Annotated in this window: 12 protein-coding genes and 1 pseudogene; 8 read left to right on the forward strand and 5 right to left on the reverse strand. The window is 67.2% G+C overall.

The annotated features are described in order from the left end of the window. Nucleotides 1-55 precede the first annotated feature (55 nt). Entirely contained in the window at nucleotides 56-781 is a 726-nt protein-coding gene (locus tag F0U60_RS33200; protein WP_395805971.1) for a class I SAM-dependent methyltransferase, read from the forward strand. Between the two features lie 91 nt (nucleotides 782-872). Here the strand turns inward: F0U60_RS33200 and F0U60_RS33205 are convergent, their stop codons facing one another. Continuing rightward, a complete protein-coding gene (locus tag F0U60_RS33205) occupies nucleotides 873-1,694 on the reverse strand; it encodes a hypothetical protein (protein ID WP_395805973.1) in 822 nt (273 codons plus the stop codon). Then, nucleotides 1,691-2,344: a GNAT family N-acetyltransferase gene (locus F0U60_RS33210; protein WP_395805975.1), complete on the reverse strand. Its 654-nt coding sequence runs from the start codon at nucleotides 2,342-2,344 to the stop codon at nucleotides 1,691-1,693. Before F0U60_RS33210 ends, F0U60_RS33205 begins: the two co-directional genes overlap by 4 nt. Before the next feature lie 29 nt (nucleotides 2,345-2,373). Between F0U60_RS33210 and F0U60_RS33215 the strand changes: the two genes are divergently transcribed. The 4 genes from F0U60_RS33215 to F0U60_RS33230 all read left to right on the forward strand — a co-directional run bounded on the left by F0U60_RS33215 (nucleotide 2,374) and on the right by F0U60_RS33230 (nucleotide 5,262). Continuing rightward, a complete protein-coding gene (locus F0U60_RS33215; protein WP_395805977.1) occupies nucleotides 2,374-3,444 on the forward strand; it encodes an alpha/beta hydrolase family protein in 1,071 nt (356 codons plus the stop codon). Nucleotides 3,445-3,540: 96 nt separating this feature from the next. Continuing rightward, nucleotides 3,541-4,110 carry a PadR family transcriptional regulator gene (locus F0U60_RS33220; protein ID WP_395805979.1) on the forward strand — a complete coding sequence of 190 codons (570 nt, stop codon included), beginning with the start codon at nucleotides 3,541-3,543 and terminating at the stop codon, nucleotides 4,108-4,110. A gap of 99 nt (nucleotides 4,111-4,209) precedes the next feature. Next, a complete protein-coding gene (locus F0U60_RS33225; RefSeq protein ID WP_395805981.1) occupies nucleotides 4,210-4,467 on the forward strand; it encodes a hypothetical protein in 258 nt (85 codons plus the stop codon). A gap of 162 nt (nucleotides 4,468-4,629) precedes the next feature. Beyond that, nucleotides 4,630-5,262, forward strand: a complete 633-nt coding sequence (locus F0U60_RS33230) for a DUF6151 family protein (RefSeq protein ID WP_395805983.1) — start codon at nucleotides 4,630-4,632, stop codon at nucleotides 5,260-5,262. Nucleotides 5,263-5,467: 205 nt separating this feature from the next. Here the strand turns inward: F0U60_RS33230 and F0U60_RS33235 are convergent, their stop codons facing one another. Beyond that, entirely contained in the window at nucleotides 5,468-7,033 is a 1,566-nt protein-coding gene (locus F0U60_RS33235; RefSeq protein WP_395805985.1) for an RICIN domain-containing protein, read from the reverse strand. Between the two features lie 222 nt (nucleotides 7,034-7,255). Here F0U60_RS33235 and F0U60_RS33240 point away from each other — a divergent pair, with 222 nt between their 5' ends. After that, nucleotides 7,256-7,999, forward strand: a complete 744-nt coding sequence (locus F0U60_RS33240) for a hypothetical protein (protein WP_395805987.1) — start codon at nucleotides 7,256-7,258, stop codon at nucleotides 7,997-7,999. 89 nt (nucleotides 8,000-8,088) lie between these two features. Here F0U60_RS33240 and F0U60_RS33245 read toward each other — a convergent pair whose 3' ends face one another. Beyond that, nucleotides 8,089-8,979 (reverse strand): LysR substrate-binding domain-containing protein, encoded by an 891-nt coding sequence (locus tag F0U60_RS33245; RefSeq protein WP_395805989.1) that lies wholly within the window; start codon nucleotides 8,977-8,979, stop codon nucleotides 8,089-8,091. Between the two features lie 164 nt (nucleotides 8,980-9,143). On the opposite strand from F0U60_RS33245, the gene F0U60_RS33250 reads away from it, so the two are divergent. Further along, a complete protein-coding gene (locus tag F0U60_RS33250; RefSeq protein WP_395805991.1) occupies nucleotides 9,144-10,598 on the forward strand; it encodes an amidase in 1,455 nt (484 codons plus the stop codon). A gap of 54 nt (nucleotides 10,599-10,652) precedes the next feature. Here F0U60_RS33250 and F0U60_RS33255 read toward each other — a convergent pair whose 3' ends face one another. Beyond that, the gene (locus tag F0U60_RS33255; protein ID WP_395805993.1) at nucleotides 10,653-10,880 is read right to left on the reverse strand and encodes a hypothetical protein; all 228 of its coding nucleotides are present in this window, start codon (nucleotides 10,878-10,880) and stop codon (nucleotides 10,653-10,655) included. Between the two features lie 137 nt (nucleotides 10,881-11,017). Here F0U60_RS33255 and F0U60_RS33260 point away from each other — a divergent pair. Continuing rightward, nucleotides 11,018-11,422 (forward strand): annotated as a pseudogene (locus F0U60_RS33260) (beta-galactosidase); the annotation flags it as partial. Between the last annotated feature and the right edge of the window lie 8 nt (nucleotides 11,423-11,430).

The following is an 11,430-nucleotide window of genomic DNA, read 5'->3' on the forward strand; positions in this document are numbered from 1 at the left end:
GCAGGCGGACAGACGTTGACGCCCGGTGAAGTCGAGCGCCTCCAAGCTGTCCCGGATGGCCGCGGCGAAGGCCTCGAGGTTTGCTATGGTCCGCTCGATGCGACAGACCGCCCAGGATGCTGCGAAGGTGCTGCGCAGCTCACTCATGCGCAACGGGCCCGCGCCTGCGACCTTCAGGGCGGCGCTGACCGGGATTCGCGCGGAGGACCGCGATGCCTGGCTGGACATCCTGTGGGACATCGACGAGCTGCCCGAGGACGATCCCCTCCTCCCGCACGGGTGCGTGCCGTACTTGCCTTGTCCCGTGGCAACGGTGCTCGAAGCCGTGCAGCAAGCCGCGGTGACGAGCGACGACGTTTTCGTGGACGTCGGAGCTGGACTGGGAAGGGCCGTCGTGCTGACGCACCTGCTCACGGGAGCCGGGTGCATCGGCCTCGAGATCCAGCCTGGACTGGTGCAGGCCGCACGCGGACGCGCGGCGTGGCTGAACCTGAGTCGCGTGCGCTTTGTCGAAGGCGACGCCGTGGACCTCATCCGCTTCATCACCATCGGCACTGTCTTCTTCCTGTATTGTCCTTTCGGCCAAGACCGGCTCCATCGCGTCCTCGACGATCTGGAACACATCGCGCGTACTCGGCCGATCCGGGTCTGTTGCGTCGGCCTCCCTCCCCTGGACCGCCCTTGGCTCGCTCCGGTCCCGTCCACATCCGCGGATTTGGCCGTGTACCGGAGCACCCTGCACCAAGCCCTCCCCTCACCACCCCTCATCAAACCCCCATGACCAGGTATCGACTCGCCCCATCGGCCCCGGTTGACTTCGGTTGAGCCGGGTTGAGCAGGGTTGGTGGAGAGAGGGTACAGGCGGCTGGGGTTCAATACCGGGTGTACAAGCGCGCAGATCCCTCTTCGTCCGCCACGGTTGCCCAGACGGCGCGGAACCTGGCACGGAGCTCGGTCGGCGGCCACGGGGCGGGCCGCAGCTCGGGGGGCAACAGCGGGTCCGTGACCAGGGCGTGGTCGAACGCCACGGCCAGGCGCAGGGCCAACGCGATCCGCCCGGGTTCGTCTGAGCCCCAGGCATCCGCGCCCCCGGCCGCCACGTTATCGAGAAGCGCGGCGAGGGGACGGTAGGCAGCCAGAACAGGCCTGGCTGGCCACAGGCGCGCGGCGATCGCGTGTGGGTCGCGCAGGTCGCCGACGCGCAGGTCGGACGTCGTCGCGCGGGTGAGCAGACCGGCGCCGTCGGTGTCCGCGGTCTCCGCGTCGATCAGTGCGTCCCAGTCGTGTGCGCTCACGTACAGCCCCGGCCCGAGCGCCGCACCGCCGAGCCGGACGAGGGTCGCGCGCAGCGTATCTCGGGTGGCCCGGCGGGCCTCGGGAACGGAGAACGCGCACAGCCGCCAGGCCCCGTCCCACGGCGCCTCGCCGGCGTCCTGCCGGTAGGCGTGGTGCACGAAGGCGACGTCGTGCCGGTCGCGCACCCGGGCCGCCGGATTCAGGTGCAGCGTGCCGCGTCTCCCACGTCCCTGTTGCTCGGCGTCCCCGGTCGTGATCATGCGACGGATCGCCAGCCGCACCGGCTGCTCGCCAATCCCGAGGGCGACGGCCACGTCGTAGACCCTGCCGAGGTCGGCCACGCCGTTGGCGTCGACGAGCGCCTCGACAACGAAACGCGGGGTGACCTCCGCGCTCACGTGCCCTCTCCCTGCTCGGAAAGCTCGAGCGTCATCTCGGTGACGCTCCGGAAACCATAGAGCGCTCCAAGCGGCGACACCTCCTGCGTCCGCTCCGCGACGAACCCGCAGCGCTCGTACAAGGCCCGGGCGCGGGGGTTGGTGTCCACGACGCCGAGCCGCACCCATCGCAGCCCGTCCTGGCGCGCCAGCTCGACGGCGTGCGCCAGCAGCCGGGTGCCGAGGCCCCGGCCTCGTGCCGCCGGGTCGACCGCGATCCCATCCAGCAGCAGCTCGCCCGGCCGGGCCTCGCGGTGCAGCGGCAGCAGGAGCAGAGCCCGCCAGGGCGCACTCCACGGCGAGAAGTGCCGCAGCAATGTCTGGTAGCGCAGGTCGATGGCCCCGCGACCGGCCCGGTAGTGCCCGAGGACCCCGAGGACGGTGCCGTCGGGCCCGATGGCGCAGCTGAGTCGGTCCGCGGCGAGGGCCTCGCGAAGGACGGGGACGCCGTGCTCGGCATCACCGAGGCCGGGGCGGAACTTGCGGGCGAACGCGGTCCAGTACAGCCGGGCGACCGCTTCCTCCGCCCCGGGGGGCACGCCGTCGAGCACGCGGACGTCCGGCGGAGGAACGGCACTGCCGCGGAAGTCGGGTCGGTTCAGTGTCGTCATGATTCGAATCTATCATATACAGTACGGTCGTGATTGAAACGATAGATAGCGACACCGTGAAGCCGGCTCACTCCCCACGCCGCCGCGCCGCCCGGCGGGTGCTCACGGCGCTGGCTGTCGTCGGCGCGTTGCTCGCGGCCGTCGCGGTGACCGTGGTCGTGGGCCACACGTACGACCTGGACGAGCGGAGGGTCGCGATCCCTGGTCCGGCCGGTGACCTCGACGGAGTGCTCGCGCTGCCGCCGGGCACCACGCGACCGGTCGGGCTCGTCGTGTTCGTGCACGGCGACGGCCCGGTGGACGCGACGAGCGACGGGTTCTATCGGCCCCTCTGGGAGGCGTTCGCCCGCGCCGGCTACGCATCGCTGTCGTGGAGCAAGCCCGGCGTCGGAGCGTCCGATGGCAACTGGCTGGACCAGTCGATGCACGACCGCGCGCTCGAGGTCGGCGCGGCCCTCGATTGGGCACGGAGGCAGGACGTCATCGATCCGAAAAGGATCGGGCTGTGGGGGGCCAGCCAGGCGGGGTGGGTGCTGCCGGAGGTCGCGGCGACCCGGGACGACGTCCGGTTCGTCATCGCGGTCGCCCCCGCCATCAACTGGCTGCGGCAGGGCCGGTTCAACCTGCTGGCGGAGCTCGACCACGACGGAGCCTCCGCCGACGAGCGCGCCCGCGCGGTCGCCGCGAGTGACACCACGCGCCGGCTGCTCCGGGCGGGCGCGACCCACGCCGAGTACCTCGCCGCCCACCGGGGGCCCGAGCCGATGAGCGCGGCCCGGTGGGGGTTCGTGTCGCGGAACTACACGGCCGACGCGACCGCAGACCTGGTCGCCCTGGGCGTGCGGGACATCCCGGTGCTGCTGGTGCTCGGCGATGAGGACCGGCACGTCGATGTCGACGAGACGGAGGCGACCTATCGCGCGCTGCTTGGAGATCGGGTGACCGTCGCCTGCTTCGCCGGCGCCGCGCATTCGCTGGCCCGCAGCTGGGTAGAGGACGACGCCCTGCGCGGCATCGTGACGGCGGTGCTGGCGCCGCGGCAGGTGTTCGTGCCTGGGTTCCTCGACGCGCAGCGGGCCTTCCTGGCGGCTCTGCCCTGACTCGCGTGCCTCGGTTGCTGGGGCCAGCACGGCCGGGGCGTTATTCCCTGTGGCGCATTTGTATCAGACTGATATATAGAGAAGCAGGAGGTTACAGTGGCGAGAGAAAACACCTGCCAATTCGCCATCCTGGGGATGCTGTGCCGGGAGCCCATGAGCGGTTACGGCCTGCGCCAGGCCATCGAGCAGACGGTGGGGCACTTCTGGCAGGAGAGCTACGGCAACCTGTACCCGACGCTGGAGCGGATGGAGGCGGAGGGGCTGGCCGCGCTCGACCGGGAGGAACACTCACCAGGCGGGCGGGTGCGCAAGGTGTACCGGGTGACGGCGGAAGGGCGGCGGGTGCTCGCGGAGTGGCTGCGGCGGCCGGTGGTGCCCCACGTGGAGCGCAACGAGTTGCTGCTCAAGCTCTTTTTTGGTGCCCGGGTGGGACCGGAGGCCTCGCTGGAGCACGTGGAGCGCAGCCGGGCCGAGGCCGAGGGGCTGCTGGCCGCGCTGCGGCTCATCGACGAAGACGTCCGCCGCTCGCGCGAAGGCCACCCGGAGCTGCCCTATTGGCACCTGTCCATTCGCGCGGGGTTGCTTGGACTGGAGGCGCACCTGCGCTGGTGTGACGAGGCCCAAGAGGCGCTCCAACGGCTCGCGCACACGAAGGGTTCGAAATGAGCCTCTCATTCCCAGACACCGCGCGACATCTAAAACATTGACAACATTGTCTGACTTCACCTACTTTACCCGGAGTACCAGCCAGACAGGAGTTGCACGATGATCAAACGTTTCCTTGCATGTGTTGTCACGCTCTCCGCTGTTGTCACGGGCTGCGGCGGAGTCGAGGCCGATCCCGAGCCAGCTCCCACCCACCATCAGGAAGCGCTCCCGACGTGTGACTCCGTGGACGGACACAAATGCTCGTCCTACACCGGCATCACCGAGAAGTTCTGCGTCTATAGCAACGGCACCCCGGGAGAGTGTTTCTGCCAGGAGCCCATCAACCGCTGGGGCTGCGCGCCGGCGACTGAGTAGACGTGAAGCAGGTCAGGATGTGAGTCCAAGGACTACGGGGAGCCTGTTCCGACATCCACACCGCCAGCGAGGATGACACGGAACCGCAGGGCCTGATCGGATACGGGCTCCCCGGTCCTCCGTCCCAGCGCATAGTGCCAGAAGATGATATGCGGGGGACCCATGTCCCGAGACGTCGAACTCCAGTGTCGTTGTGGAAAAATACACGGTTGGCTGCGCGATGCGGCGCCAGCCACGGTGAACCGCGTCGTCTGCTATTGCGACGACTGTCAGGCGTTCCTGCACCACCTCGGCCGCGCCGAGCTGCTCGACGAGCACGGTGGTTCGGATATCGTGCAGGTCGCGCCATCGACGCTCTCGTTCGATCGAGGCCTCGAGCTCATCACCGCCGTGCGCCTCACGCCCGAGGGCCTCTACCGCTGGTACGCGAGCTGCTGCAAGACGCCGCTCGGCAACATGGTGTCGCCGCGGCTACCGTTCGTCGGGATCGTCACCGAGCTGTTCCAGCAGGCGCCGAATGCCCTCCCCTGTGACGAAGTCTTCGGCGCGCCGCGCGGTAGGATTCTTGGCAAGTTCGCGATCGGCGATCCGCCGCCCGGGTCGGTGAAGCTGAACGTGCGCCTGCTCGCGCGTACGATCCGCAAAGTGCTCGACTGGAAGCTCCGTGGCAAGGCGTGGCCACATCCGTTCTTCGACCGCGCGAGCGGCAATCCGAAGTACCCCGTCACGGTGCTCTCCACGGCCGAGCGTGACGCGCTACGCTCGCAGTGTGGCCCTCGTCCCGCTCGCGCGTAACCGCGGGAGTGAAGCAGGTTGAGCCGGAGGCTGAACTTCCCTCCTCGGCTCCTGCCTCTCCCCTTCCTCTGGCGCCACGCTCTCCTCCTCTGCTCCTACTTGCGGGCGCCTCACTCTCCGCTCCTCCGCACCTGCTTGGGGGAGGAGGGAGTCGTGCGTTGGCTTCGCGATCTCGGGGGCTTCCGTTGGAAGCTCATGGAGGAGGCTACTGAATCCGCTGCGGTCCAGAGCATGCCTTGACGCGCTCCTTCGCGGTCGTGGCATTGTCCTTGGTGTACGAGTAGGGGACCGTAAACACGCTGCCGCCGACGTCCCGGTTGCTGGACGCCGAGGTGCCGGAGTAGACGTTCCCGCTGTCGATAGCGATCGCGCCCGGAGCTTGGAGCCAATGCGGCCTGTTCGCGTTCTCGAAGTAGTTGCTCTCGACACGCGCCTGCGCATTCTCCGCGGCGGTGATGCAGAAGTAGGCCGTGTTGAGCCAGTAATTGTTGTAGAGGTGGGCCTGCATCAGCGCGCCGCCGAGCTTCGGGTTTCTCCCCGAGCTGTTGTCATACCAGTTGTGGTGCCAGGTCATCTTGGCGTTATTGGCGAAGTTCACGAAGCTGTGCTGACCGCCACACTGGTAGGGAGTCCGCCCATCGATGTAGCTCCATGAGAGCGTGATGTAGTCGGGGTGAGTGACGGTATCAGCGGCCGTGGTGCCAACGTCGATGTAGCCATCGCTGATGAGCGCGAACGAGCAGTGGTCGATCCACACGCGTTTCGACGAGGTGAGCGTGAACCCGTCACCCGCCTCGATGAGGCCTGGGTTCACGTCGCGGATGTCGAGATTGCGGAAGATCAAGTTCTCCTGGCCTCCGAGGTTGAACGACGCTCCGTAAAGGGTGACGCCGTCGCCCATGCCAATCACCGTCTTGTTCGACTTGACGTTGATGGTGGTCTCGTTGCGCGTACGGGTGGACGGCACCTCGTCCGAGTTGCAGGTGCTCGCAACCCGGAACTCCTTGATGGATTTGCCCTGGGAGACACAGGACGCCTTCTTCTCGCATCCCGACACGGTGCGCGCCGCGGTCCTGAAGTCCAGATCATTCATGATGTGGAGCACGCGTGCCTGGCTATCCTCCAGGTACTGCTTGAGCTGGCTCGCCGTCGTGACCTGGATCGGGGTGGCACTTCCTCCACCCGTGGTGCCTCCAGACTGGGCGGCGAAGCCGTTGGGTTTGTCGGAGAGGGAGATGGCGCAGGGATCGCCACCACCGCCCGTACCGCTGGCCACCAGCTTGAACTTCTGGTTCGTCGACCCACCCCAACCCCACTGCTGTAGCCCCGTTCCGTTGCTCGTCCCTCCGCCGATGACGTCAATCACCAGGCCGCTGTGACGAGCTGTCAGCTTCACCGTACCCCCGCCGGTGTCCTCGACCAGAAACTGCTGGTAGGCCCCGCCCGAGCAGGACCACTGTTTAATCAAGGCGCCGCTGCTCGTCGATGCATCCGTGACGTCGAGGCAGAGGCCACTGGAGACATTCTTGATGCTGTAGTAGCCGCCCGACTGCGCAATGAACTGGAACTGCTGGGCAGCTCCTCCGCTGCAGGTCGAGATCACCGCATCGGTACCAGCGCCCGTACTCCCACCCCTGGGCTGTACACACTTGTCGCTTCCCACTCCGACGATGCTGTACGTCTTGCTGGTATCGACGGAGAGCTCCTCGGCGAAGCCTCCGATGACCTCGTCCACCCCAAGCTCAGAGGTGGCCTCCCCGCAGCTCGGCATGATGGCACCTACGAGGGATAACAAAAACAAACGAGAGGCTGCGCTCCGCATCCAGACACCCCTTTCGACACAGAAGCTGAAGTGGCGCGCTCCCCCTAGCACAACTAGTAAAACATTCAAATCAAGATTAGCGAGGATTCGTCATCGCCGCCCCGCGGGTGTTTGTTCCACGGCGGATGCCCCATAATGGGGACACGCTCCTCCCTCCAGAAGGACCGCCCCGTGAACGTTCCCGCGCTCCGACTCCTGCCCCTGCTGTGCCTGCTGTTGCCGTGTCTTGCCCACGCACAGCTCCGTTGCCCCGTGCCGGAGGGCGCGAGCGCGGCGGTGGGCGCGCTGGAGCCCTCACAGCGGCTCGCCTTCATCCAGTCGCACCTGCACGAGGACGCGCGGCGGGCGCGAATCTGGACGGGCGCCTGGGGCGCCAGTTACTCCGTGCTGACGGTGGGCCAGCTCGTGCTAGCTCCCCTCTTCCCTCCAGCGGAGCAGGCGGACTACTACGTAGGCGCGATCTCCTCGGCAGGGGGCGTGGCGGCGCTGCTCGCGGTGCCGCTGGCCGTGATGGAGGACTCGCTCACGCTCGACGCACTGGCCGCGCGGCAACCCGGGTCGGTGGACTGCGCGGTGCTCGCCGAGGCCGAGCGGTTGCTGGTCCGGAGTGCCCGGAGCGAAGAAGAGGGACGGAGCTGGGTGATGAGGGGGGCCAACGTCATCTACAACGTCCTCACCGGGCTGGTGCTGGGCCTGTTCTTCGACCGCTGGCCCTCCGCCGCGATCACCGCCGCCACCGGGTGGCTGCTGGGTGAGGCAATGATTCTCACGCAGCCCACCGGAGCCCAGGACGCGCTCCGCGCCTACCGTGAGGGAAAGGCGCTCTCCGGAGAGCGCCAGGCAGCGTTCGACTGGCACGTCGGCATGGCGATGGCGCCCCACCACGTCGGCCTGCAGCTCCAGCTCGCCTTCTGAGCGGCAGGCGGCCCTCCGCCCTCCCCTACTTCAGAACGTCGTCGTCAGCACCCGAAACTGTCCAAGGCCTGCACAACAGTCCTTCGTTCTCAGCCGAGGAAGGGCAGCGACTCCTTCAAATAATCCACGAAGGCACGTACCTTGGGCGAGGGAATCCGCCCCTGCGGAAACAGCGCGTGCAGTGTCTGTTCGGGTCCGGTCCAGTCCGGAAGCACTCTGCGCAGCAAGCCCGCGTCCACATCCGCTTGCATGCTTGCGTTCATGGCCAGGCTGATGCCTTCGCCCGCGCGCAGCGCGTCGCGCAGCAACTCGGGGTCGCTCGCCACGACCACCGGGTCCACCGGGTAATCACGCGCTGCTCCATTGTTTTGCCTCAGCGGCCAGAGATAGCCGCCCTCGCGCCGGGCCTGGTGCAGCGTGAGGACGCGATGCTGCCGCAACTCGTCGGGATGCCGGGGAGCGCCATGCTTCTTCAGGTAGACGGGGCTGGCGTACATGCCGGTGGCAAAGGCTCCCAGACGGCGCGCCACCAGGCTGGAATCAGGCAGAGCGCCCAGACGCAGTGCCATATCGAGCTCCTCCTTCACCAGGTCCAGGGGCGTATGCGATGCCAATATTTCCAACCGGACCTCGGGGTACCTTGCCCGAAAACCCGCCAGCACGGGCGAGATCCACGTAATGCCAAAGGAGTAAGGCAGGGTCATGCGCAGCCAGCCGCGCGGCCCGCTTTGGAGCTGACCTACCGCGTTCTCCGCGTCCTCCAGGCTGCGCACGATGTCACGACAGCGCTCATGGTACAGGGCGCCGGCTTCAGTGAGCCGCAGGCGCCGCGTCGTTCGGTGTAGCAACTGCGCGCCCAGGCGTGCTTCCAGATCGCGCACACGGCGGCTGACAGTGGTCTTGGGGATTTGCAGCGCATGCGCCGCAGCCGTGAAGCTGCCTTCCTGCACCACGCGCAGGAAGACCAGCGTGTCGTTCAAATCTACCGTCATGTGTATCCCGCCGCGGGAGGATGGGTTCAGGGGTGGGGTATCGGCCGAGTCACACGATTGTGCAATAGGTGGCCCAGTGCTTGCCAGACAAGCCGGCTCATCGCGAAGAAAGCCTCTGATTATCTTGCTGGCCGTGGACAAGGGAGGCACCCATGAACCTGAACGAATACACCTCTTATGATGCGGTCGGGCTGGCGGGGCTGGTGGCTCGCGGCGAAGTCTCGGCGGCGGAACTGGCCGATGCGGCGCGGCGCGCCGTGCTGGCGGTGAACCCGCATATCAATGCCGTGGTGGAGCATTGGGAACCCGAGGAAGGAGACCTGGCGCGAGCCCGCGCAGGCGGCCCCCTGGCTGGCGTGCCTTTTCTCATCAAGGATCTGGGCATCGCCATGGCGGGCAGGCGCAGCGAACTGGGCAGCCGGCTGGCCGCCGGTATGGTAGCGAATGCGGACTCAATACTCATGACGCGCTTTCGCCAGGCCGGGCTGGTGACCATCGGGCGCAGCACCACGCCCGAAATGGCATTCAGCACGACCACCGAGTCGATACAGCATGGCGCCACGGGCAATCCCTGGCAACCAACGCTGACCGCTGGCGGCTCCAGCGGGGGCGCGGCGGCGGCCGTGGCGGCCGGCATCGTGCCGGTGGCGCACGCAACCGACGCAGCCGGCTCCATCCGCATTCCGGCGGCGCATACCGGCTTGTTCGGCCTCAAGCCCACGCGCGGACGCAACTCCAATGGTCCCAGGCTGGACGAGGTATTCGCCGGCTTCGGCGTGCAGTTGGGTGTAAGCCGCACGGTGCGCGACAGCGCGGCACTGCTCGACGCCATACAAGGCACGCCGACGGGCGAGCCCTACCACACCGCCGCTCCCGAACAGGGCTTCCTGCGCGAAGTGGGGCGCGATCCCGGACGTTTGAAGATCGCCCTCATGGCGCATCCCTGGAACGGCGCGCGGAGCCAGGCTCCCATGGTCGAAGCGGTGGAGAAGGTGGGTCGCCATCTTCAAGGTCTAGGGCACACCGTGGAACCGGCCCAGGCTCCGCTGGGTGTGTCCTGGGAGTCCTTCGTACACGCCAACGCGCAGATATGGACCGCCACGTTGGTCCACTCGATGGATGCGATTGCACGGATCACGGGCAGGCATCTTGATGCCTCGACCCTGGAGCCGTCGACCCTGGCCTGCTGTACCTATGGGCGGCGCGTCAGCGGCGTGGACTACGTCCGCGCGCTGGACGTGCGCAATCGCGTCACCCGAGCTCTGGGCGCATGGTTTCAGCAATACGACATCCTGCTCACTCCTACCCTGCCGGAGTTTCCCTTGCCCCTGGGGGTATACAGCCAGGGCGCCGAAACCATGGATGGACTGGCATGGACCGAACGGGTCTTTCGCCATGCGCCTTTTTCGCCAGCGTTCAATGTGGCGGGCCTGCCCGCGATGTCCATGCCGCTGGTCTCGGACGCGTCCAGCGGCCTGCCGATAGGCATACAGTTCGGCGCCGGCTTCGCCCGCGAGGACACGCTGTTGCGACTGGCCGGGCAACTGGAGCAATCCATGCCATGGAGCGGCCGCAGGCCCAGGGTGTGGGCAGGAGACGGCAGGTAGCGGCGCACGGACGGGTGCCCGGGACTGAAGGGGGAAGAGAGGGGGCCTGCTGCGTCAGCGCAGCACGCGGCCGGGAAGGCTCAGGTCACCGGAGGCGACGTCGAAGGTGCCCGTGACGCACAGCAGCGGATCGTGCAGGTTGGCGTTCACCTTGAGGGCCGCGGTGACACCGTCGTAGTTGAACTGCGCGGGGAAGGCGGCGGCCTGCTCCTCCATTTTATTTTGACCCGATACCAAATGCGCGCAGCGCTCCGTCTTGTCAAGGATGTTTCGGATCGACACCTTTATTCACATGGGAGCCGACCGCACGAACGCGCTGCTCGAGCGCATCACGACGCTGCTGCGCAACGAGGAGCGCGCCGCAGGGCTACCCCACGGGCTGCAGCCGGTGCCTTACAAAGGGCACGGTGTCCCAGACGCAAATGGTCCGCTCCGACTGGCTCAACCCAATGGCGAGTGGCAGTTCGGTAACGCCACTGCGGGCCAGACACCTCCCTTCGGCCAGAACCTCGCTGAAAGCGTTCTCCTCCCCTTCCCCATCGAGTCTGGCCTCTCCGGCATCAAGCGCTACCAGGAGCGCATGTGGAACCGCCGCACCTTCACCGTCCCCGCGGCCTGGAGTGGCCGGCGCGTCCAGCAATGGGGGCACCAACGAGATCATCGTCGGTGTGTATGACCCCACCGAGTCGGGCGGGCAACCCGTGGGCAAGCAGCGCAAGAGCCCGAGCAGCATCTGGTACACGTCCGCCTCGGGCATCTGGCAGACGGCGACCTTCAAGCTCGTGCCCGACCTGGCTGAATCCAGCTACGAGTTGGAACATCGTTTCCCCCT

The sequence above is a fragment of the Archangium minus genome, from assembly GCF_044360475.1.
Classification (GTDB): domain Bacteria; phylum Myxococcota; class Myxococcia; order Myxococcales; family Myxococcaceae; genus Archangium; species Archangium minus.

Excerpts from the sequence above, each read along its gene's own strand:
- F0U60_RS33200 (WP_395805971.1), top strand. The coding sequence starts at position 56 with ATGGCCGCGGCGAAGGCCTCGAGGTTTGCTATGGTCCGCTCGATGCGA.
- F0U60_RS33210 (WP_395805975.1), bottom strand. The coding sequence starts at position 2,344 with ATGACGACACTGAACCGACCCGACTTCCGCGGCAGTGCCGTTCCTCCG.
- F0U60_RS33225 (WP_395805981.1), top strand. The coding sequence starts at position 4,210 with ATGATCAAACGTTTCCTTGCATGTGTTGTCACGCTCTCCGCTGTTGTC.
- F0U60_RS33230 (WP_395805983.1), top strand. The coding sequence starts at position 4,630 with ATGTCCCGAGACGTCGAACTCCAGTGTCGTTGTGGAAAAATACACGGT.
- F0U60_RS33235 (WP_395805985.1), bottom strand. The coding sequence starts at position 7,033 with ATGCCGAGCTGCGGGGAGGCCACCTCTGAGCTTGGGGTGGACGAGGTC.
- F0U60_RS33250 (WP_395805991.1), top strand. The coding sequence starts at position 9,144 with ATGAACCTGAACGAATACACCTCTTATGATGCGGTCGGGCTGGCGGGG.